General features: G+C 40.8%; 16 protein-coding genes and 1 tRNA gene. 7 read left to right on the forward strand and 10 right to left on the reverse strand.

Going from position 1 to position 22,040, the window contains the following annotated elements:
• Window positions 1-250: 250 nt before the first annotated feature.
• Window positions 251-1,492: a DUF2264 domain-containing protein gene (locus FAZ15_RS06660; RefSeq protein WP_136900527.1), complete on the reverse strand. Its 1,242-nt coding sequence runs from the start codon at window positions 1,490-1,492 to the stop codon at window positions 251-253.
• Between the two features lie 244 nt (window positions 1,493-1,736).
• Here FAZ15_RS06660 and FAZ15_RS06665 point away from each other — a divergent pair, with 244 nt between their 5' ends.
• Window positions 1,737-3,101 carry a sulfatase-like hydrolase/transferase gene (locus FAZ15_RS06665; RefSeq protein WP_136900528.1) on the forward strand — a complete coding sequence of 455 codons (1,365 nt, stop codon included), beginning with the start codon at window positions 1,737-1,739 and terminating at the stop codon, window positions 3,099-3,101.
• A gap of 89 nt (window positions 3,102-3,190) precedes the next feature.
• Here the strand turns inward: FAZ15_RS06665 and gcvP are convergent, their stop codons facing one another.
• The 7 genes from gcvP to FAZ15_RS06700 form a co-directional block, all read right to left on the reverse strand.
• A complete protein-coding gene (gene gcvP / locus FAZ15_RS06670) occupies window positions 3,191-6,070 on the reverse strand; it encodes an aminomethyl-transferring glycine dehydrogenase (RefSeq protein WP_136900529.1) in 2,880 nt (959 codons plus the stop codon).
• A gap of 193 nt (window positions 6,071-6,263) precedes the next feature.
• Window positions 6,264-7,577, reverse strand: a complete 1,314-nt coding sequence (locus tag FAZ15_RS06675; protein ID WP_136900530.1) for a nicotinamide mononucleotide adenylyltransferase — start codon at window positions 7,575-7,577, stop codon at window positions 6,264-6,266.
• Window positions 7,578-7,641: 64 nt separating this feature from the next.
• Window positions 7,642-8,184: an NUDIX hydrolase gene (locus FAZ15_RS06680; protein WP_136900531.1), complete on the reverse strand. Its 543-nt coding sequence runs from the start codon at window positions 8,182-8,184 to the stop codon at window positions 7,642-7,644.
• A 2-nt stretch (window positions 8,185-8,186) separates the two neighbouring features.
• Window positions 8,187-9,926, reverse strand: a complete 1,740-nt coding sequence (locus FAZ15_RS06685; protein ID WP_136900532.1) for a phospho-sugar mutase — start codon at window positions 9,924-9,926, stop codon at window positions 8,187-8,189.
• A 128-nt stretch (window positions 9,927-10,054) separates the two neighbouring features.
• Window positions 10,055-10,690: a hypothetical protein gene (locus FAZ15_RS06690; RefSeq protein WP_136900533.1), complete on the reverse strand. Its 636-nt coding sequence runs from the start codon at window positions 10,688-10,690 to the stop codon at window positions 10,055-10,057.
• A 1-nt stretch (window position 10,691) separates the two neighbouring features.
• Entirely contained in the window at window positions 10,692-11,564 is an 873-nt protein-coding gene (locus FAZ15_RS06695; protein ID WP_136900534.1) for an SDR family oxidoreductase, read from the reverse strand.
• Window positions 11,565-11,566: 2 nt separating this feature from the next.
• Window positions 11,567-12,334 carry an enoyl-CoA hydratase/isomerase family protein gene (locus FAZ15_RS06700; RefSeq protein ID WP_136900535.1) on the reverse strand — a complete coding sequence of 256 codons (768 nt, stop codon included), beginning with the start codon at window positions 12,332-12,334 and terminating at the stop codon, window positions 11,567-11,569.
• 195 nt (window positions 12,335-12,529) lie between these two features.
• On the opposite strand from FAZ15_RS06700, the gene FAZ15_RS06705 reads away from it, so the two are divergent.
• Window positions 12,530-13,054, forward strand: a complete 525-nt coding sequence (locus tag FAZ15_RS06705) for an ExbD/TolR family protein (protein ID WP_136900536.1) — start codon at window positions 12,530-12,532, stop codon at window positions 13,052-13,054.
• A gap of 27 nt (window positions 13,055-13,081) precedes the next feature.
• Here FAZ15_RS06705 and FAZ15_RS06710 read toward each other — a convergent pair whose 3' ends face one another.
• Complete coding sequence (locus tag FAZ15_RS06710) at window positions 13,082-15,724, reverse strand: TonB-dependent receptor plug domain-containing protein (RefSeq protein ID WP_136900537.1); 2,643 nt, start codon at window positions 15,722-15,724, stop codon at window positions 13,082-13,084.
• A 115-nt stretch (window positions 15,725-15,839) separates the two neighbouring features.
• Between FAZ15_RS06710 and purD the strand changes: the two genes are divergently transcribed.
• The 5 genes from purD (at window position 15,840) to FAZ15_RS06735 (ending at window position 20,560) form a co-directional block, all read left to right on the forward strand.
• Entirely contained in the window at window positions 15,840-17,114 is a 1,275-nt protein-coding gene (gene purD / locus FAZ15_RS06715) for a phosphoribosylamine--glycine ligase (RefSeq protein WP_136900538.1), read from the forward strand.
• 98 nt (window positions 17,115-17,212) lie between these two features.
• A tRNA-Glu gene (locus tag FAZ15_RS06720) sits at window positions 17,213-17,284 on the forward strand.
• Window positions 17,285-17,398: 114 nt separating this feature from the next.
• The gene (locus FAZ15_RS06725) at window positions 17,399-18,940 is read left to right on the forward strand and encodes a sulfatase (protein ID WP_136900539.1); all 1,542 of its coding nucleotides are present in this window, start codon (window positions 17,399-17,401) and stop codon (window positions 18,938-18,940) included.
• A 313-nt stretch (window positions 18,941-19,253) separates the two neighbouring features.
• Complete coding sequence (locus FAZ15_RS06730) at window positions 19,254-19,835, forward strand: CDP-alcohol phosphatidyltransferase family protein (protein WP_136900540.1); 582 nt, start codon at window positions 19,254-19,256, stop codon at window positions 19,833-19,835.
• 2 nt (window positions 19,836-19,837) lie between these two features.
• Window positions 19,838-20,560 (forward strand): phosphatidate cytidylyltransferase, encoded by a 723-nt coding sequence (locus FAZ15_RS06735; RefSeq protein WP_136900541.1) that lies wholly within the window; start codon window positions 19,838-19,840, stop codon window positions 20,558-20,560.
• Here FAZ15_RS06735 and FAZ15_RS06740 read toward each other — a convergent pair.
• On the reverse strand, window positions 20,553-21,887 hold the full coding sequence (locus FAZ15_RS06740; protein WP_136900542.1) for a GH1 family beta-glucosidase: 1,335 nt from the start codon (window positions 21,885-21,887) through the stop codon (window positions 20,553-20,555). The two genes, FAZ15_RS06735 and FAZ15_RS06740, sit on opposite strands and share 8 nt — an antisense overlap.
• Between the last annotated feature and the right edge of the window lie 153 nt (window positions 21,888-22,040).

Consider the following 22,040-nt stretch of genomic DNA (forward strand, 5'->3'; position numbering starts at 1 on the left):
GCAACATCCGATTTCCCTGATGTCGGTAAGTTTTAAAATTGATTGACTAATTTAGTGATAGAACGGGTCTTTCTTACACTCCATTTATGATGTATCTTTGTCTTGCTGTTTCATACGCTCTCTTTTGGTTTATATTTTGCAATTGGCTTGGTCAGCCGCTTTCCTTACAAAGGGAACGTTTTGTAACAAACTTGATGTTTAGTTATGATTCAAATACATCAAAAATTCATTCAATTTTTACATAATCTACTTATCTCAGGTCTACACCATGGTCTTTTGTTGCATTTTGCTGCCCGCTCCAAATTAACTGCGATGACCAAGGCAAAGCTGGCCCTGTCCAAAAATCGTCGGTTTCAGGAAGTCCAAGCGGCAGAAAAATCGTAGCACATAAATAAGGACTTCCTTGATTATTATAAAAATCTCCCAAGCCTGGTTGTTCTCCATATAAACCTATTGTGAGCCACCCGTCTTGGTATGTGGTCGGACTTTCCAGCGTTTTTTTAATGACCGCTGTTAATGCTCCCCTTACTTGTGCAGGCTTTAATTCTTTAGGTAATTTCCCTTTCCATGCCATATCGGCGAGATGGTGGAATGCCGCGCCCCGATAAATGATTGATCGACCCGAAGGTGGGTAGGTCCCGTCCGTATTAATCAGCCTTTCCTGAATGATGGCATACCGCTGATTTCTTTTGTTGATTTTATCAAACATGCCTCTGTAAGCATCCGTTTTCTCCGAGATTACATCTGCGATGCCTGCTAAGTAAGGGTGAATGACATAGCTGTTGTAATAATCGTACGCAAAATGGACACCATCATTATACATACCGTCGCCGACATACCATTGTTCCATTTGGCGTAATGCATAGTCAACTCGCATAACATCCCACTCCGTACCATACTTGGCTAAAAATGCTTCGTTCATTGCTGAAAACAACAGCCAATTTGAAAAAACCGGTTTAAATCTCCGAGTTACCTTTATAGATTCCACCAACCTCGTTTGACTGGTTTTGTCGAGGTGTTCCCACAACCACGGTGCTCGTACAAACGCAAACGCCAAAAAAGAAGCGTCCACCAGTTGCTGTCCTCCGATATCAAAACGCATAAAGTCCTTTGCATTGCTATCCAATGCATTCTTTAGCCCTTTCATAATCCATGTTCTATATTGATCGCGTAAGGCATCCTCTTCCCCATTCCCGCCTTCGAGCTGCAACCAAGGTGCTATTCCGCTTAACACGCGCCCCAACACTTCCACATATTGTACTTTTATTCGCTGCTCCCTATTATCGACTTTCACAGAAGTAACTTGTGGCATGATAATGCGAAGACTATCATTTGCTAAGCCCTGAATGACAGGTCTACACATTTTATCCATCTCGTGTAACCAAAACATACGGTCTGACGTAAATTCGGCTTGATGTTTCGTTTTTTGTTGCCCAAGTACCGCAATATTAGAAAACAGAAAACAGGCAATAACAATTAGTATACTTTTCATTTCAAATTATTTTATTTCACCATTTATTTATAATCGTTATTAATTTACAGCAAAAGATGTTTTTGAAGGATATCTCAACCATAAAACAACTACTGCCCTAAAATATCCGGAAAAAAGTAATTCGATGTTCATATATGGTTTATTTATGGTATAAAAATAGATCAATCATAGAAGCTCCATATTTAACCACCACTAACTTTGTCCTCTTTACCAAGTTAAATAATAAATCATTAATTTTAGGGTTATGAACTTTAAACTTATTATGATGCTAATATGTTGTCTTATTGCCACAGTGGGCTATGCACAACAAAAACCAAACATTATTTTTGTCCTTACTGACGATCTGGGTTATTCGGACTTGAGTTGCTACGGCAACCCGAGCATCTCCACGCCATTTTTAGATCAAATGGCCGCAAAAGGAATCCGCGCCACCGATTATGTCGTGACAAGTCCATCATGTACACCATCAAGAGCTTCTTTATTGACAGGCCGATATGCTTCCCGATATAATCTTCCTGATCCTATTGGCCCAGGGGCCAAGAATGGGCTTCCTTCGCAAGAAGTGACCATTGCAGAATTACTCAAAGACCAAGGCTATCGCACCGCTTTGATTGGTAAATGGCATTTGGGAGACCTTCACGAATCTCATCCAAATGCACAGGGTTTTGATTACTTCTACGGGATGATGTACAGTCATGACTATCGGGACCCATATGTCAAGACTGATACGACCATCAAGATATTCAGGAACAAAGTTCCCACTATTACCCGCCCCGCTGATTCTGCCCTAAGTAGGATTTACACAGAGGAAGTACTTCACTTTATTGCCGATCAAAAAGCGGACGAACCATTTTTCCTTTACTACGCACACAATATGCCACATCTTCCTGTGGGGACAGCAGCAACTTCCGACCGAATGCAAAATCTTCATTTTGCAGGTCCATTAGGAGCTGTCGTCGAAGATCTTGACCAACAGCTCCTGATCATGTGGCGCACCCTTGAAGAAAGAGGTTTAGCAGACAATACCATTTTTGTGTTTTCAAGCGACAATGGCCCTTGGATTGAATACCCTGTCCGAATGAGCCAAGATGGCATCACCAAAAACTGGCATGTAGGCACAGCAGGTGTATTTCGGGGATCTAAGGCGCAGACCTATGAAGGCGGTGTCCGTGTTCCCTTCATTATTTATTGGAAAGGACATATTTCTCCTAACATACTTCGGACGCCTATCAGCAACGTGGATATATTACCCACATTATCCGAATGGACGGGAGCCACATTGCCACAAAAAAGAACACTGGACGGCCAATCAATTGCTACACTACTCACTGGCAAATCAGACCCTGATCACTATTATCATCGTCCCATTTACCTGGTTAATCATGGAAAAGCGGAAGCTGTAAGACAAGGCAGCTGGAAATATCGCGAATTACCCGCTGGCATCAACAATAACTCAGGAAAACCCTACGAATCAGCCAAAGAGCTTTTCAATGTGGCATATGACCCAAGCGAGCGAACCAACGTCATCGAGGAATATTCACAGATAGCGGCAGAACTAAAAAAGCTGTTCGATGAGTTCGATGCTCAATTGGATACTTACGATAATTAACCAAGAGACCTTGTTACGACTCCATTATAGCAAAAGCCTCTATACGTTTAACAATATAGAGGCTTTTGCTATTATTCGGGAAAAGAAACTTATGCTTCGATCTCCGCATATTCTTCGATTGAAGGACAAGAACAGATCAACATCCGGTCTCCTTGCGAATCGTTTACTCGGCCAACAGATGGCCAAAATTTATTCGCCTTTAGATAATCCAATGGATAAGCAGCTGTTCGACGGCTATAAGTCCTATTCCATTCATCCGCTGTCACTACTTCTGCCGTATGAGGCGCATGTTTCAATACATTTTCTTTTTGATCAGCTTCACCATCTTCGACCGCAGCGATCTCTTTACGAATTGCAATTAAAGCGTCACAGAAACGATCCAACTCTGCCTTTGACTCAGACTCCGTTGGTTCCACCATTAGCGTACCGGCAACAGGGAATGATACCGTAGGTGCGTGGAAACCGTAATCCATTAAACGCTTAGCAATGTCTCCAACTTCAATACCGAAGTTTTTGAACGCGCGACAATCCAATATCGTTTCGTGTGCACAACGGCCATTTGCACCTGCATATAACACAGGATAATGGTTTTCTAAACGTGCTTTGATATAATTTGCATTCAAAATTGCAGTTTTAGTCGCATTCGTAAGTCCCTCTCCTCCCATCATGGCGATATAGGCATGAGAGATCACTAATATTGAAGCCGAACCAAATGGTGCTGCCGAAACAGCTGAAATCCCTTGTTCTCCTGAAATTTCAACGATTTCGTGATTTGGTAAGAAAGGAACTAAGTGCGCTGCCACACCAATAGGTCCCATACCTGGGCCACCTCCACCGTGCGGAATACAAAATGTCTTGTGCAAGTTCAGGTGACAAACATCGGCCCCGATAAATCCCGGACTCGTCAAACCAACTTGTGCATTCATGTTTGCACCATCCATATATACTTGTCCACCATTATCGTGAACGATCTGACAGATCTCGATTATAGGTTCTTCGAAAACGCCATGCGTAGATGGGTAAGTGACCATCAACGAATTCAGCTGCTCAGAATGTGCTTCTGCTTTCGCCTTCAAATCCGCGACATCAATATTACCACGTTCATCACATTTTACGACCACTACTTTCAAGCCAGCCATAGAGGCGGAAGCTGGATTAGTTCCATGCGCTGAAGCAGGAATTAAGCACACATTACGGTGTCCTTCGCTACGGCTTTCGTGATAAGCACGAATAACCATCAAACCTGCATATTCACCCTGCGCTCCAGAATTGGGCTGAAAGGACATTTTAGCAAATCCGGTAATCTCCGACAACCAATCGTTTAATTCATTGATCAATTGCATATAACCGGAAGTTTGATCCACTGGAGCAAACGGATGCAATCCACCAAAACGAGCCCATGTCAAAGGAACCATTTCTGTCGTTGCATTCAACTTCATGGTACATGATCCCAATGGTATCATGGAATGACATAGCGAAAGATCCTTCACTTCCAAGGATTTAATATAGCGCAACATTTCACTTTCTGAATGGTAGCTATTGAAAATCGGATGTGTTAAATAAGCCGATCTCCGAACCAGTTCAGAAGGGATAGAAGATACTTCTTCCTTTGCCAACGCAACTAAGTCTACATCAGACTGCGCTTTTCCCTTAATTTTAGCGAATACTTTAACAATAGTTTGAATGTCTTCGAAAGTAGTGGTCTCGTCAATAGATATACCTACCGTACCTTCATGATAGAAGAAGTTCAATTCATTATCTAACGCTTCGCCTTTTAACGTACCTGCTTGGTCCCCAACATGAAACCGTAATGTATCAAAATAAGCTTTATTTGTTTGCTCGTAACCCAAGGATTGGATGGCTTTATCAGCCAATTTCGCCAGATCATTGATGCGGGATGCGATATCTTTAATTCCTTTAGGTCCGTGATATACGGCATAAAAAGAAGCCATAATAGCTAGCAATGCCTGTGCAGTACAAATATTAGAAGATGCCTTATCACGGCGGATATGTTGCTCACGGGTTTGTAACGCCATGCGCAATGCATAATTTCCGTTTGAATCGGAAGTTACGCCGATGATACGGCCTGGAATATTACGTTTGTAGGCGTCTTTTGTAGCGAAGAAGGCTGCATGAGGTCCGCCAAATCCCATTGGCACACCAAAACGTTGTGAATTACCAACCACAACATCTGCACCCCACTCGCCGGGAGGCGTCAATAGTGCTAATGACATCAAATCTGCCGCTACACAAATTGAAATATTTTTTGCATGTGCGCTATCCGCAAAAGCTTTATAATCACTTATCGAACCGTCCGCTGCTGGGTATTGAATAAATGATGCAAATACGTCATCCGTCAAATTTGACGCCGTTATATCCGCAACTCGAATTTCTACCCCAAATGGAATTGCCCTTGTCTGCAATACGTCTAACGTTTGTGGATACACGTTTGATGTTACCAAGAAAACATTTGCATTTTTATTTTTACGTGCGCTATACAACATAAACATGGCTTCAGCTGCTGCTGTCGCTTCGTCCAATAAAGACGCATTGGCAACTTCCAAACCCGTTAAATCGGATACCGCAGTTTGAAAATTTAACAACGCTTGTAGACGGCCTTGTGCAATCTCTGCTTGATAAGGCGTATACTGGGTATACCACCCCGGATTCTCCAGCACGTTACGCTGAATTACACCAGGTACGTTCACATCATAGTACCCTTGACCAATAAACGACTTAAACACTTTATTTTTTTCAGCGATCTGCTTTACTTTCTCCAAATACGCCACTTCACTCAGTGCCGATGGAAGATTTAATTGATTTTTAGCTCTAATTTGAGAAGGAACAGTTTGTTCAATCAATTGATCCAAAGAATCAACGTCTAAAAAGGCTAACATTTCTTTCGCTTCCTCAGCTCTGGGGCCATTGTGGCGATCTTCGAATTTTTCTTGGTAATATACGTTACTCATTTTGCCGTTTGATTGCAGTATTTTATTAATCACTTAACTTGCTGTATTTCAAACAATTCAAGATTTTTAATTTTTATGTTTTTTGATGCGCAAAGATAAACTTTTTCAAGTGAATTATTTGTCATAAAATATTTATTCTCATTCCTTCGCAAAATCAATCGTTTGCGCATTTTTATGCCCACGCGCGTCTGATTTAAACTGTTTTCACAAATTTCTCATCGTAGTTTTCAATATCAACAATATATTGGTTTTTGATCAAAAAATCGAAAAGAGGTTTCGCTTCTTCTGAAACCTCCAGGTTCCTTGTGGTGACAATTTCATTTTCCTTTTTATTCAGGTATGGATATGCATAAAGTTTCACATCTTTGCTGAACATCCCCGAAATATAAGACAGTAATTCGTTGGTGTATTGCTCTTTATTGTAATTGTCCGAATTAAAGATATTGCGCAGATTGGATACGTTGGTCGCAATTCCAACGTGTTTCGGTCTAAACGTTTTGACAAATTCAGCCAAATGATTATTACGTCTAAAATTCGACACCATAATATTGTTTCCTGTGGAACACAAATATTCGGCACGCTCGGCAAAATATTTTAAATCTTCATCGGTAATGTTACTATCTTCCTCCAGTACATTTCCCATCAACACTTCAATCAAAACTACCGTATCTTCAGGAACTGCCCCAGTATTTTTGCGAAACTGTTCAACAGCTAAGTTAAAAAGGTCAAAGTTTGGGTTAGATTTTTGACGGTACTTTGTACGCAGAATAATGATATTCTTTTTATACAGGTAATCCTTTATCTGTGCAGCCTTACCATCGGGTCTGAAAATCGCTGCATTGGCAAATCCTTTTGCAATCAGATAGAGATTAATTAACCGTTCGTTTACCTGTTCAAAAACGGGACCTGAAACTTTTACCAAATCGATTTCAACAGACCCTACAGAAAGATTATCGACCAACGATTCAATCATCGTTTGTGGATCATTCGCATAAAAATAAGCTGCAAAAACCAAATTAACACCGATAATTCCTAGTACCTTAGACTGTAATCTATTGTCACTATCCAACAGGCGGATATGAATAATGATGTCGTTTGTCGGGCCTCCTACTTCCTGTTGAAAACGTATCCCTACCCAGCCGTGCGGTTCATTTGTTTTCGTAAAATTCAGGGTAGTTACCGTATCCGCAAAAGCAAAAAATTTCTTATTCGCATATTTGTCGCCGTGGAGACGCTCTGTAAGTAAATTAAATTCATGACCGATCATTTTGGTCAATCGTGTACGACTCACATAACGCCCAGATTCCTCTGCTCCGTAAATTGCATCGCTGAATGCCATATCATACGCTGACATTGTCTTCGCAATCGTTCCCGAAGCGGCACCCGCCTCAAAAAAATTGCGGGCCACTTCCTGTCCCGCACCAATTTCTGCAAATGTCCCGTAAATATCTGGATTAAGATTAATCTTTAGTGCTTTTCGTTTTGTTTCGAATATCTCTCTTGCCATTTTGCAAAGGTACAAAAAGTTCCTCCACTCTCATATCTCACGTCTAATATCCCTTATCTAACGCCTACAATATTCCCAAATGCTTAAAAGCATAAAACAACGCTGCTGAATGCAGCGCTTGACCGATCTTGTTCTCCAATAAAAAGACTTTGGCTTCTTCAATAGACATCAATACTACTTCAATGTCTTCTGAGTTATCCAATTCCTGTTCCTGGATTTTCTTACCCCCCTGTAAGACGTAAGTATGGGTAATATTTCCACTTGTAGCGGGGTTAGCATACAACTCGGCTATCTTTTCGATGGAATCGAAAGCGTAACCGGTTTCTTCCAACAGCTCCCGTCGGGCGGCATCTGCGGGATCTTCCCCTTCTTCTACCACACCAGCGGGTAGTTCCGTCATTATCTGACCTGCACCATGTCGATATTGTGTGACAAATAGTACTTGATTCTCTGCTGTAATGCCGATCATATTAACCCATGTTGGATATTCCAGCACATAATACTCTTCCTTTATATTACCATTGGGCAATTGCAGCTTATCTACCCGCAATGTAGCCCATGGACGTTCAATAACATATTTAGAATCCAGCAGTGTCCATTTTTCCATATTTAATTCTTTACGATATCAGCCATAATCTGTTCCACTTTATGTTCTAACTTCCCGGCTACCATGTCGTATTCCGAAATAGCCGATAACTGCTCTTTTACGGAACAATAAAACTTAATTTTTGGTTCCGTACCAGAGGGACGAGCCGAAATAACATCTCCATCCACTGTAATAAATTGCAGTACATCCGATTTAGGCAGATCGATTGCAGTTTTTTTACCTGTAGTCAGATCATAAGCTACTTTATTTTCATAATCCCGAATTTCGCTAACGGCGACGCCACCCAATACTTTAGGTGCATTAGCACGAAGGTCGATCATCATTTGTTTAATTTCATCGGCGCCCGCTTTTCCTTTTTTTGTCAAGGAAATTAACTTCTCCTGATAGAACCCGTACTTTTCGTATATCTCCAGCAGTACATCAAAAAGAGATTTTCCCTGATTCTTGAAATAAGCCGTCATCTCCGCAATGAAAGCACAGGAGTTCACCGCATCTTTATCCCGTACCAAATCGCCTACTAAAAATCCATAGCTTTCTTCTCCTCCGACTAAATAATTCTCCTTTTCTTCGAGATTCGTAATCACCTCGCCAATAAACTTAAATCCCGTAAGCGTTTCATAACTTTTTACACCAAAACCGGTGGCAATATCCGAAAACAGGTTAGACGTAACGATGGTTTTCACAACGTAATCTTCTGCCTGCAATTCGCCTTTTTCTTGTTTAGCAGATAGTACGTAATAGGTCAATAAACTGCCGATCTGATTACCGTTCAACAGTTGAAACGTTCCATTTGCATTCTTGACAGCCACCCCAACCCTGTCTGCATCCGGATCGGTAGCCATTACGACGTCCGCATCGAGCGCTTCGCCCTTTTGTTTGGCCATAGACATCGCTTCTTCCTCTTCTGGATTGGGATAAATCACGGTTGGGAAATTTCCATCGGGCTTCGATTGTTCTTCCACTACCGTTACATTTTTAAACCCCCAAGCCTCAAGTATCTTGGGAACCAAAGTAATCCCTGTTCCGTGAATCGGAGAAAACACAATTTTTAGGTCTTGTTGTGCAGCAACGATTTCGGGGTGAATGCTTAATTGTTTGTTTGCATCGATATAGATCTGGTCAAAATCCTCTTTCACTACCGTGATATTGTCTTGGATACCTTCAAATTTAATCTCGGTAACAGACTGTATTGCATTTACTTCGGTAATCACATTTTTATCATGTGGAGCCACCAGCTGACCGCCATCATTCCAATAAGCTTTGTAGCCGTTATACTCCTTTGGGTTGTGCGAGGCGGTAAGCATTACGCCTCCCTGGCATCCGAAATGGCGAACGGCAAATGACAGCATAGGTGTCGGGCGCAACTCTTCAAATAAATATACCTTAATCCCGTTGGCTGAAAATACATCCGCTACCATTTTTCCAAAAACCTGCGAATTATTACGGCTATCGTAAGATACCGCAACTTTCACTTCTTCATTCGGAAATTCTTTTTTTAGATAATTGGACAAACCCTGCGTAGCTTTTCCCAGGGTATATTTATTCATCCGGTTTGAACCTACCCCCATAATACCTCGAAGTCCCCCTGTGCCGAATTCTAATTCTTTGTAAAACGAATCCAACAATTCCGTTTCCTCTTTATCGTCTACTAATTTTTGTACCTGCGCTACCGTATCTTGATCATATTCTGCCGTCAACCATTGTTGGATACGGCCATTTGTTTCGTTATCAAAGTTTGTCATGACTAACACTATAATTTTTGTTGTAAATATAATTTTAATGCCTCAAAAAGCGCTTATAAAACTGCTGTTAATTTCAATAAAATCTTCTTTAATTATATACAACAATAGCGATGGGCATATCTTCATCGTTATGCATCGCACCCCGCGTATGCTCTATCCAGTACCGTAATGTACCAAACCCCTTCCTGTTGTTGAAGATGAAAAATAAGTGGATCTCTAGAAGTGAGAATAACACGGTAACTTTTCCTTTCTGCATTCTTGATTTCTTCCATTTGTGATTCGGAAAACTCGTGTTGATTAAACTCCCTTTGAAATGCAGCGATCCGAGATAATTGGTCCGGATGAGATGTGGTATCGCAAAAGAAGCCTTCTTTAGTCCACTTCTCCGTGCCACAATCAAAAGCTGGTAGGGATTCGAAGGTCAATACATAATCGTTAGAAAAAGTGGGATAAGGAAAATATTCCGGAACAGGCTGCGCAAAATCAATACTGTCTACCTTGGTAAATACATCCGCCACCCCTGGTCTATGTATAACTGTAAAACCTAAGTCAGGGTGTATGAGCGCATTTGCCTTTTGGTTGTCTTGGCTAATATAAGCCCTTACGAACCGCGTGATAACTTCACTGAGCAGCTGAATTTCTTCTTCGGACTGGGGTGCCTTGATTTGTGTGCTATCTTGATCTCCTCCTTCCTTGCCTTTGTTTTGATTACAAGACGAAAATAATAATATCGCACAGAAAATAGTAAAGAATAACGATTTCATTTTATGTATTGTTTTTGCGTACTGTTTCTTCTATCATGTCCCACATTTCTTCGGGAATTGCTTCCATTCCGTTCATCTGTCCGGCTCCCTGCAACCATTCTCCTCCATCGATCGTTATGATCTCACCATTTATATATCCTCCAAAATCAGATATTAAAAATGCGGCTAAATTAGCCAGTTCTTGATGATCTCCCACGCGCTTAAGTGGAACGCGGTTTTTAAAATCAAATTTCTCAGCCAACTCTCCCGGGAGTAATCTATCCCAGGCTCCTTTGGTGGGAAACGGGCCAGGGGCAATCGCGTTGTGCCGAATTCCATATTTCCCCCATTCTGCGGCCAATGAGCGTGTCATCGTAAGTACGCCACCCTTAGCGACAGCAGAAGGAACCACATACCCCGACCCTGTGAAAGAATAAGTAGTAATGATATTCAATACATTGGCTTGTTGTTTTCGCTTGATCCAATTTTTACCAAAAGTCAATGTACAATTTGCGGTACCCTTCAATACGATGTCTATGACCGTTGAAAAAGCATTGGCGGAAAGTCTTTCCGTTGGAGAAATAAAATTACCCGCTGCATTATTGACCAGTACATCGACCTGCCCAAAGGCTTCCTCACTTTTTGCGAGCAGCTTTTCCACTTCCTCAATATGACGGATATCACAGGCAACAGGTAAAACCTTATGGCCTGTTTTCGCCGAAATTTCTTCCGCTGCTTTTTCAAGAACAGCTAACTTGCGGCTAGCGATCACCAGATTGGCTCCCAATTCGGAAAAATATGTTCCCATAGCCTTCCCTAATCCTGTGCCTCCTCCTGTTATAACAATTGTTTTGTCTTTTAAGGCCTCTTCTTTCAGCGCTCCTTGAATATTCATTTTTAAGCTTTTTTATGCGTTAAACTAGCAATGATCGTTTTCATAATAGTTCTGGTTGCCGGAGACCACCATTGTTTTAATACCTGCCCAATAACAGCATCATGATTTTCAGATAGCGTTGCCAAAAGCGATTTTCTCAAATTGAGCTTCGTAAGCCTCCATGCATTTTTTTCAAATTGGGTAACACTTTTCACTTTACGCATCGCGGCATTTTGAATGCGGTTGAAATCAACAACTTCATCTACTAAGCCCGCCTTCAGTGCTTCTTGTGGTTTGAGTAATTTACCCTCTAATAGAAAACGATACGCTTGTGCCTGCCCCAACCAAAAGCTGTACAGATCAAATATACTATCCGGCACTACGATACCTACAGGGACTTCATTTAATCCAATAATAAATTCTCCTTCTGCCATAATACGGTAATCACAACAGATGGCCAATACGCATCCGCCCGCGGGACTATGCCCTGTAATTGCAGAAACAGCTGGTTTGGAAAAGCTTGCCAGCGTATGGAGCAGCAACATAAAACGATTCCAAAATTCCTTCATTTCCTCCGCATCGTAGTCATAAAGCGTAATCAAATCCAACCCAGAGGAGAAGAATCCTTCTTTGCCCGATAATATCAGTCCTTCTATCGCAGGATCTGCCTCGGCTTCATGAATCGCGACAATAAGTTCATTCACAACATGTATATCCATTGCATTCGACTTACCCCGATCCAAGGTGATATGAAAAATATGGTCGTCTTTCTTAATTTTTAAAAAATTCATCGTTTCAACTATTTCTGCTACTAAAAACCACCTTGACGGAGGATACACATTCTGCCTATATACACAACCTAAACTCCGTTAAGTTTGACACAAGATAAGCATTTTTTTATACACGATAGTATGGAAACAGGCGGTTTACTTCATCATCTATATAAATAAGCTTCTTCTTTTAGTTAACCATTAAATATTCGAATCATGGCAGAATTAAATCAAAAATCAGCTCCAGTGTCGGCAAAGAAACACCGTGTACGTCGACAAACACCCAAGGTAGACTTAACCGCTATGGTAGATCTAGCCTTTCTATTAATCACTTTCTTCATGTTGACCACAACGCTTAACAAACCAAATTCATTGGATGTTGCCATACCCGACAATGGAGACGAAAAACCAACAGAAATAAACGAACGTCGAATCGTATCCCTTTTGCTTGCCGAAAATGAAGTCGTATGGTATCATGGCAATCTGGAGCGACCTATCTCAAATCCACAAAAAATACTGCTGGATTCGCCCGACCTGCGGACTACTCTTTTAAAACTGAAGAGCGCGATTCCTCTGGTCAGTGAGGGAAAAGATATGATCGTATTGATAAAGCCCAATAAGGATGCACGTACGAAAGACATTATTTGTACGCTTGACGAGATGCGGATAACGGATACAAAAAGGTACATGATTAGCAAAATATCTCCTATTGAGACCGATCTAATTGCTTCTCTAAAATAAATGAGGGGGATTTAGCCCCCCCCTCATTTATTTTACCTCAAACTCTATGGCTTTTCTACCGATTCTTCCTCCTAAATCAATTCCTTCAATGACCATCAAGTACTTGCCTTTTCCATCGGAAGTAAAAAACTCGAAAGACGTCTGACCGTCTTTGTTAGCTACCAGACTTGGTTCCCAATGAATCGTGGTACGCAGGTCTCGGTTAAATTTCGTTTCATCCGACACATCATACACAGGCCTGTAAAACGTCCTATTCACATGTATACCCTGTGGCTGTATCGTAACAAGCCCCTTAGGCGTAAAACTGCGCATCGCCGATGCCCCCGTTTTAGAGGTAATAATCAACAATCCGTTACCCCCATATGAGCCATATATCGCTGTATAGTTAACATTCCGCAGCACTTCCACACTTTCGACATCGGCTACATTGATCATCGCAATCTGATCTGCCTCAATATACATCCCATCCAGTACCACTTGCATTGGAACATTCCCTCTTGTATTGTGAGGAATACCGTTCATAAAAGTCACGCCCATCAACCGGCCAGCAAGGCACATCTCGAGCGTAGCACAAGTGGACAAGTCTTCCGCCGATATAATTTGATCCGCATTACCCGAACCGTTAAGATTACTGGAATTTTCGGCAGCTCTTTTCTTTTTTGCCCTTACCACCACTTCTTCAATAGCAATTGCTCGTTCCATTAAACCATTACGCTCCAATTCACCAAAAAACTGTTTTGAATTGTTTATTTCATCTTTATAAAAATCATTGATATCGCTCCTTTCTAACGCAGCATTTCTATTAGCAGAAAGAGTAGGATTTTCGGCCGTATTAATTTCAATGTCAATATTATTTTTACCTTTTTCATTTTTTGCAGAAACCAAAAACTTGACGCTGTCCGGAAATAATAATTCATCGAATTCAAAATAACCGTCTTCGGAAGATAAGGTATCTATAAAATCCATAAAGTTCTTCGTAGAAATCAATTGTACAGACGCCTTTGGTTCTGCAGCCTTTCTACCCAACTTTCTGGTATAACCGGATATTTTTAGCGTCTTTTCAGGTTCAAACTTATGAGTGGTCGCGATTTCCAAATCTTTCCAGTCCATACTTCTCCAACCTTGTGTAAGCATCAGAAACTCCAAATCGGTCGCATTCACTTCGTCATTGAAATAATAACCCGGATTTTCGATAAATCCTTTTAAATCTGAGCTCAACAATAACGTCGACAATATATTCGGTGCTACGGCATACTCGTCTTTGATTTTGGAAAGATCAACAACTGATGCGGATAATGCGGCAAAACGAATACTGTCTCCCTGAGTACCGACATTCAAATGCACATCCACTTTCTCGCGGTTAACATAACTCTCTTTATTAAGCGTTATTTCCATGGGAAGTATATTCTCCGGTTTATAGCTGAAAAAAGCACGCTCTACAACAGGTATAAACTGATCATTTAAAATAGAGATCGTCACAACCCCTGTTGGCAATTTATCCTTATCAACAGCGAAAACCAGTTCGTTTTTAGTTAATTTCTGTTTTGACACGAAATATACCTGCCCCAAATGCTGCACGACAAAATACATTTCTTTTTGATCGACTAAATCTGGAGAAATATTCAGCTGTGCATATACTTTGCTTGGGTTTAGATTATTAACGAGCAGAGAATAACCCGATTTTTCGATCGAAGGAACAGGCACTTCTTGTTTGGAACCGTCAGCAAACTCAGCAAATGCATTGAGCACCATATCTTCGTTAATAAATATAGACGATGCCCCCATTCCAAGATCGTTCGTTTCGACTGAAACAATTGTATCCACCCCCGCAAGAACGACCAACTTTGCTTTTATTCCCAAGCCATTTGGTTGAATTGCCTTTATTCCAATATTGTTTACGGCATTCGCTAACAACTTGCCGCCCTCGGGAAAAATCTGCAAATGATTGTTTTGTTGGGGAGCAATTCCTTTGATAAGTTTCGTAACATTTATCTTCTCCATATTTTCGAAACGGAGTTTAAGAAGGGGATCTTTATATTTTTTATCTACTTTTATTGTAGCTAGCCCCGCTTCATCACTAGTTGTCCTTCCCCTATCGACCACCTTGCCTTCATTGATCACCTCGTATCTTATACTTGTTTTAGAAAGCGCATTACCGGCGAGACTTTTCAAATTAATAGCATAAATATTGTCTTTCTCAGACGAGGTAACGGACGTAGTTGTCAACACATTATCCAGACGGCCATTACTAATCTGAATCGTACGATCATAAAAATGAGCATCGTCGTAATTTCGCATCCAGTTTGTATATGCCCTAATTCGGTACGATCCCTCTACTATGGTATCGTTCAACACGAAATCTCCTATCCCTAAGCCTGAAATCAACGGAATCTTTATAGCCGCTACGATTTCCTCACTGGGACTTATTAGCTCTACGTTTGCAATGCCACTCAAATTGGAAAAGAAATTATGGATACCAATCGTAGTATATGCCTTAAACCAAATTGTTTCCCCTGCTGTGTAGGCATATTTATCCAGATGTAAATACATTTTCTCCTGCGGATTGGATTGATAAAAATCATCCGCTTTCTCTAAAGTTTTTTGGATATCTTGAGTATATCCTGTCGAAAAAAACACTAAAAAGGAAAATAAAAGGAAAAAGGCTCTCATAATTATTGTCAATTGATTTAAAATCTGATAGGTGAAAGATAAAAAATATTATGCAATTCGCATTATGATACGTAAAAATTTATGTAATCTTAACAGACATCAATATCTTTGCTAGATGAATATCTTAATCGTTGGATCGGGTGGACGTGAATCTGCCTTTGCTTATAAACTAGCACAAAGCCCTAGACTATCAAAACTCTTTATTGCCCCAGGTAATGCCGGTACAGGGGTTTATGGTCAAAATGTACCTTTAAAAGTAACCGATTTCGAAGGAATTGCAACCTTTGCTTTGGAGAACAAAATAGAGATCATATTAGTGGGGCCGGAAGAACCATTGGTAAAAGGCATTCATGATTATTTTTTAGGGAGAGAAGACATTAAACATATCGCAGTGATCGGCCCCCAACAACTTGGTGCTCAGCTAGAAGGATCTAAAGACTTTTCAAAGGAGTTTATGTTTAGACATAATATCCCTACCGCGGCATACAAATCTTTTGATAAATCAAATTTAGAAGAAGGCTTGACATACCTAGAAACCCAGAATCTTCCGATCGTTTTAAAGGCTGATGGATTAGCTGCCGGTAAGGGTGTTTTGATTTGCGAGACTATTGAGAACGCGAAAGATGAACTCACGGCTATGATAGCAGAGGCCAAATTCGGAGATGCGAGTAGTGTAGTTGTCATTGAAGAATTTTTAAAGGGCATCGAACTTTCTGTATTTGTATTAACCGATGGTAATTCCTACAAAGTATTACCGTCCGCGAAAGATTATAAGCGGATTGGAGAAGGAGATACCGGATTGAATACAGGGGGAATGGGCTCTATCTCGCCTGTGCCATTTGCAGATGAAACTTTCTTGAGCAAAGTCGAAGAACGCATCATTAAACCTACGGTCGAAGGCCTCAAAAACGACAACATTCCGTACAAAGGATTTATCTTCATCGGTTTAATGAATGTTGAAGGAGAACCATTTGTCATCGAATATAATGTACGTATGGGAGATCCAGAAACAGAGTCGGTACTTCCTCGAATAGAATCTGACTTGTTGGACCTTTTGGAGGGTGTCGCACAGGGAAATTTAGAGACACGTTCGTATACGGTTTCTCCAAAAACAGCCGTTACCGTCATGCTGGTCTCGGGCGGTTATCCGGGAGATTACGAATCTGGAAAAGTAATTTCGAATATAGAAAACGTAAAGGAATCGATCGTATTCCACGCAGGCACGAAGGAAGTTAACGGAGAAGTGGTAACTGCAGGCGGTCGCGTAATAGCCGTCACTACTTTACAAAATGACCTTTTCTCGGCTTTACAGCAGGCAACTGCGGATGCTGGACGTATTTTTTATCAAGGAAAATACTTCAGAACAGACATTGGATTCGATCTTATTTAAAAATAAAAAATTAAAATCCAATAAGTTACAATTTTGGTGGTGAAAATATTTTGGAAGTAATAAAAAAGCCTCTATATTTGCATCACCAAATCGGAAATGGCCCGTTCGTCTAGGGGTTAGGACGCCAGATTTTCATTCTGGAAACAGGGGTTCGATTCCCCTACGGGCTACTTAAGGAGACACTACTTAACGGTTGTCTCCTTTTTTTATGCCATAAAAAGCCGCGTTAAATGTTTGCGAAAAACAGGACAAATAACGAACTTACCAAAGTTAATGGCTAAATCATGAATAAAATACAGCTATATCAAATTATCTTAGTTATCCTTTGCAACATTATTTTCTTTACATCCTATTCCAACGCACAGCAGAAACAACGAAAACCTAACGTACTTTTTATTTTGGTCGATGATCTAAAACCTGCTATACATGGTTTTGGGGATATAGCAGCTGTCACACCAAACATCGATGGTTTGATTGACCGGGGAGTGCGATTTGATCGTGCCTACAGTAACCAAGCCGTTTGTGTGGCATCACGGAACAGTCTGCTACTGGGGAGCCGTTCAACCTCAACGGGACTTTACGACTTTGGAAGAGACATTCGCCAATATTATCCAGCCGTGATAACACTTCCTGAAGCCTTTAAAAATCAAGGATATTTCACACAGGCCATAGGCAAGGTATTTCATGTTGGTCATAATACGTACAACGATACACAATCTTGGTCGGTGCCTCATTTTCATGAAAAGATTATTGAATACGTTACGATGGACAAGACGCAATCCGAATTGACTATAGAAGCGGCCCTTTTTGAAAATCATTCGTGGGAATATGCACTGAAACAGATAAAGGGTATCCCTTGGGAATCGCCCGATGTACCTGACGAAGCTTACGGTGATGGGCGTGTGGCAAACAAGGCCGTACAGGTACTGGACTCGCTACAAAATCAAAAGCAACCTTTCTTTCTTGCCGTAGGCTTTGCGCGTCCACATCTCCCCTTCTCCGTGCCCAAAAAGTACTGGGACTTATATGATAGGGCCCAAATTCCACTACCGAAGACCGAGGAACACCCTTCAGGAGCACCAGATTTTGCCATCAAACGATTCGGCGAAATTGAACAATACCAAAATATCCCGGCGTACGAAGAAAACAAACGTTACCCCGATTCACTCAAAAGACAACTTATACATGGCTACTACGCTGGTGTAAGTTACGTCGACACCCAGATAGGAAAGGTATTGAGCGAACTGAGAAGAACCGGTTTGGATAAAAATACGATCGTTGTACTTTGGGGAGACCATGGCTATCTGCTCGGTGACATGGGCATGTGGACAAAACATGTAAATTACGAATTAGCAAATCGCGTTCCTCTTGTGATTTCTTATCCGAAGGAAATTTTGAGTGGACATGCTTCCACCTCGATTGTGGAGACCGTTGATATTTATCCCACATTAATCCAATTAGCGGGTTTAAAACTTACTACAAACAATCCTGTTCCTTTCGATGGAGAAAGTCTGGTTCCTTTGTTAACGAAAAAAGAACATAAAATAGACTACGCCTATCATTGTTATCCGCGCGATGGCTGGATGGGACGTGCCATCCGAACAGATAGCTTTCGCTTAGTGGAATGGACTAACATCAAAAATAAGAATCTACCCCCACAATATGAATTTTATATCTATGGATCCGATTTGCTGGAATATAAAAATCAAGCTGACATCAACAATAAGGATTTTCAGGAAACGCTCAATTTGCTAAAATTACAGCCGGAGTACCACAATCCCCTGCCGCCTAGTCCCGCTAAAACGGTCGAGGCTCTTGACAACTAGTCGAACAGGTTTAATTCCACTCGAAGAGACTAAACAGAATAAGTGGCTTTTATCAAGCCGCTTTTTTATTTTTTGAGGATACCTCAATCCCTATTATCAAATACCCGACGAGTCAGAGCAGCAGCCTTTAGCATGTTGCTCACCCTATTTTGTGATTTTCGCAAAACAGATAAAATAATATTATTGTTTTACACAAATTCAACTATAAAAATCACAATATATTTGTTCTTATAAATCATCAGTGAAATAGCCTCATCCAGAGAAAAAGTGATGGAGCACACATAAAAAATTTAGAAGAAAAAACCTTCATAATATGGATTCTAAAAAAGAAAATATATGGAACGTGCCCAATGCACTGTCTATATACCGCATCCTAGCTTTACCATTTATTATACAGGCAATAGTAACAGGAAATAAATCACTGTTTATCATGTTATTATCTATAAATTTGGTAACGGACATTCTAGATGGCTTAATTGCCAGGGTGTTTCACTTACAAACCGAGTGGGGTGCAAAGTTGGATTCACTGGCCGATGTTGGCACGTATATCATGGCTTTCACGGGGATGGTAGTATTAGAGAGAACCTTTGTGAGCACATACCGCGTCGAATTTACCACGCTAATTGTGTTGTGGATCTTTCCACAGCTATTGTCCTTGATTCGTTTCAAACACTTTCCGAGCTTTCATTTATGGTCCTACAAGGCGACGGGCTATGTTCAGGGTATATTCATCTTCACTTTTTTTCTTTTCGGTTTTAACGCTGCCTACTTTTATTTTATGCTAGTGGTTAGTTGTTTGGCTTATTTGGAAGAACTGTTGCTAGTCGTTTTATTAGCCAAACTTCGCTCCAACCTAAAAAGTATCTTCTTTGTTTTACGCCGTAAATCCGAATAAATATGTTGTGGACATTATCTTATATCATATTCCTCTTCTTTAGTATCGGGGCAGCGGCTACCGTACGGTTAAACAAAAGGAGCGATGCTGAGCAAAGCGGGGCACGATGGGTGAAGTACACGTTTTACCTTATTGTAGTGATTATTACCATTTGGTGTATATGGGTTGGTTTCACACGTTATCTCGCCGTGGGCTTACTGGCGATCGGCGCATATGAAATCATTTCGGGCTGGAGGGCATCAAGACGAAACGCACCGTTTGGTATCGTATCAATCATCATTTATCTCGCCATAGCATTTGGATTTTATCGGTTTTCAAGTCAGTCGTCTTCCGAACATGTATTGTACGTCTATACGATCGTATTCACGTTTGATGGTTTTGCACAGTTAACGGGACAACTTTTTGGCAAAAGGAAAATCCTGCCAAGAATTAGCCCTGATAAAACGGTTGCTGGTGTGGCAGGCGGATACGTAATGGGTGCTGTAGTTGGTTTTTTTGTACTGAGATGGTTGCATATGGAGGGTTATGCGACATTGTTTTTACCAATACTAATCTGTACGGGAGCATTTGCAGGAGATGTGTTGGCGTCTTGGTATAAACGCAGGTGCGGCCTGAAAGATTATAGCACCTTAATTCCGGGACATGGTGGCATATTGGATCGATATGACAGCTTTATTTTTGCCGGAGCGATCTTTTGGTTATTTTATACACATCTGCCTATTTAAGAAAATCAGCATACCAATGCCCCGATGATTTTACAATACGTTTCTGCGTCTGAAAGTCAACATATACCAGTCCGAATCTAGGATGGTATCCCTCAGCCCATTCAAAATTGTCGAGGAACGTCCAAACAAAATACCCATTAACCTTTACGCCTTCTTGTTTTGCCCGATGTACTTGTTCAAGGATGTGTTGTAGATATTTTACTCTTTTAGGATCGTCTACCTTATTGTTTTCTACCTGATCCGGAAAAGCTGCTCCATTTTCTGTAATGATTAGCGGCGGGATATTTGGATAGGCATTGAATTTTTTCAACATATGATAGATCGATTCCGGATAGATTTCCCAATTCATTGATGTCATTTCAACCTTGCGTTCCTTTGCGCTCACTATTTTCGCTTGCAGAAAAGGAACAAAAGTTGCATGTCGTATCACTTCACGTGTATAATTTTGTATACCAATAAAATCCATGTTAAATATCACGTCCTTTTCATCATTTTGTTTCATATATCTCTCCATTCTATTCAGGATTTTGATGTCCTCTGTTGGATATCCCATTCCTAATAATGGCTCAATAAATAGCCGGTTGAGCAATGCGTCTGCTCGCTTAGCCGCGAGAATATCCTTTTCTTTCATCCTGAAAGGTTCTATATGAGAACAAGAAAAAGTAGTACCCACATTGCTGTCTTTTTGTGTCGATTTAATAACTCTCGCTCCATATGCCTGTGCAAGCGCTGCATGATGCGTGGCCGCTAAAAAGTTATCCAAACCTTTTCTCCCCGGGGCATGTATCCCCAAAAAATAACCGGCTGCGCTAAATACCATCGGTTCATTTAAGATCATCCAGTTTTTTACCCGATCACCAAAATGCGCAACACAAATGGACACATAATTGCCAAACCATTCCTTGATATCACGATTTACCCATCCTCCTTTTCGTTCAAGTGCATCGGGAAGGTCCCAATGGTAGAGTGTAACCCATGGTGTGATTCCTAACTCAAGGGAAAGATCAATAAGCCGGTTATAGAAATCGATCCCTTCGGTATTAATTTCACCAGTACCATTTGGAAGTATACGACTCCAGGAAATCGAAAATCGATAATTGGGAATATTTAAGCTATGCATTAAATACAGATCCTGGGTATAACGATTGTAAAAATCACAAGCCATATCACCATTTTGGTTTTGAAATACTTTGTTCTTTTTCTTGACAAACGTATCCCAAATCGAAAGGCCCTTCCCTCCTTGATTGTGGGCTCCCTCAATTTGATAAGCAGCAGTAGAAACTCCCCATGTAAAATCTTCGCCAAAGGCTTCCTTGATCAACAGCATTGATAGCACTCTTTTAATAAATAAATTATTTCAAACAGGAAATATCTTAATATGGTCATCCTATATAGCTAATAGCATTTACCGCCAAATCGATGTCGCCATTCAAAACTACCGTTTTTTGGATGAAAACTCTTTTTCACCCGGATTATGTCT

Source organism: Sphingobacterium olei, from assembly GCF_005048855.1.
GTDB lineage: Bacteria > Bacteroidota > Bacteroidia > Sphingobacteriales > Sphingobacteriaceae > Sphingobacterium > Sphingobacterium olei.

Excerpts from the sequence above, each read along its gene's own strand:
- FAZ15_RS06680 (WP_136900531.1), bottom strand. The coding sequence starts at position 8,184 with ATGGAAAAATGGACACTGCTGGATTCTAAATATGTTATTGAACGTCCA.
- FAZ15_RS06690 (WP_136900533.1), bottom strand. The coding sequence starts at position 10,690 with ATGAAATCGTTATTCTTTACTATTTTCTGTGCGATATTATTATTTTCG.
- FAZ15_RS06725 (WP_136900539.1), top strand. The coding sequence starts at position 17,399 with ATGAATAAAATACAGCTATATCAAATTATCTTAGTTATCCTTTGCAAC.
- purD (WP_136900538.1), top strand. The coding sequence starts at position 15,840 with ATGAATATCTTAATCGTTGGATCGGGTGGACGTGAATCTGCCTTTGCT.
- FAZ15_RS06735 (WP_136900541.1), top strand. The coding sequence starts at position 19,838 with ATGTTGTGGACATTATCTTATATCATATTCCTCTTCTTTAGTATCGGG.
- FAZ15_RS06700 (WP_136900535.1), bottom strand. The coding sequence starts at position 12,334 with ATGAATTTTTTAAAAATTAAGAAAGACGACCATATTTTTCATATCACC.
- FAZ15_RS06675 (WP_136900530.1), bottom strand. The coding sequence starts at position 7,577 with ATGGCAAGAGAGATATTCGAAACAAAACGAAAAGCACTAAAGATTAAT.
- FAZ15_RS06730 (WP_136900540.1), top strand. The coding sequence starts at position 19,254 with ATGGATTCTAAAAAAGAAAATATATGGAACGTGCCCAATGCACTGTCT.
- FAZ15_RS06710 (WP_136900537.1), bottom strand. The coding sequence starts at position 15,724 with ATGAGAGCCTTTTTCCTTTTATTTTCCTTTTTAGTGTTTTTTTCGACA.
- gcvP (WP_136900529.1), bottom strand. The coding sequence starts at position 6,070 with ATGAGTAACGTATATTACCAAGAAAAATTCGAAGATCGCCACAATGGC.
- FAZ15_RS06660 (WP_136900527.1), bottom strand. The coding sequence starts at position 1,492 with ATGAAAAGTATACTAATTGTTATTGCCTGTTTTCTGTTTTCTAATATT.
- FAZ15_RS06740 (WP_136900542.1), bottom strand. The coding sequence starts at position 21,887 with ATGCTGTTGATCAAGGAAGCCTTTGGCGAAGATTTTACATGGGGAGTT.
- FAZ15_RS06705 (WP_136900536.1), top strand. The coding sequence starts at position 12,530 with ATGGCAGAATTAAATCAAAAATCAGCTCCAGTGTCGGCAAAGAAACAC.
- FAZ15_RS06685 (WP_136900532.1), bottom strand. The coding sequence starts at position 9,926 with ATGACAAACTTTGATAACGAAACAAATGGCCGTATCCAACAATGGTTG.
- FAZ15_RS06695 (WP_136900534.1), bottom strand. The coding sequence starts at position 11,564 with ATGAATATTCAAGGAGCGCTGAAAGAAGAGGCCTTAAAAGACAAAACA.
- FAZ15_RS06665 (WP_136900528.1), top strand. The coding sequence starts at position 1,737 with ATGAACTTTAAACTTATTATGATGCTAATATGTTGTCTTATTGCCACA.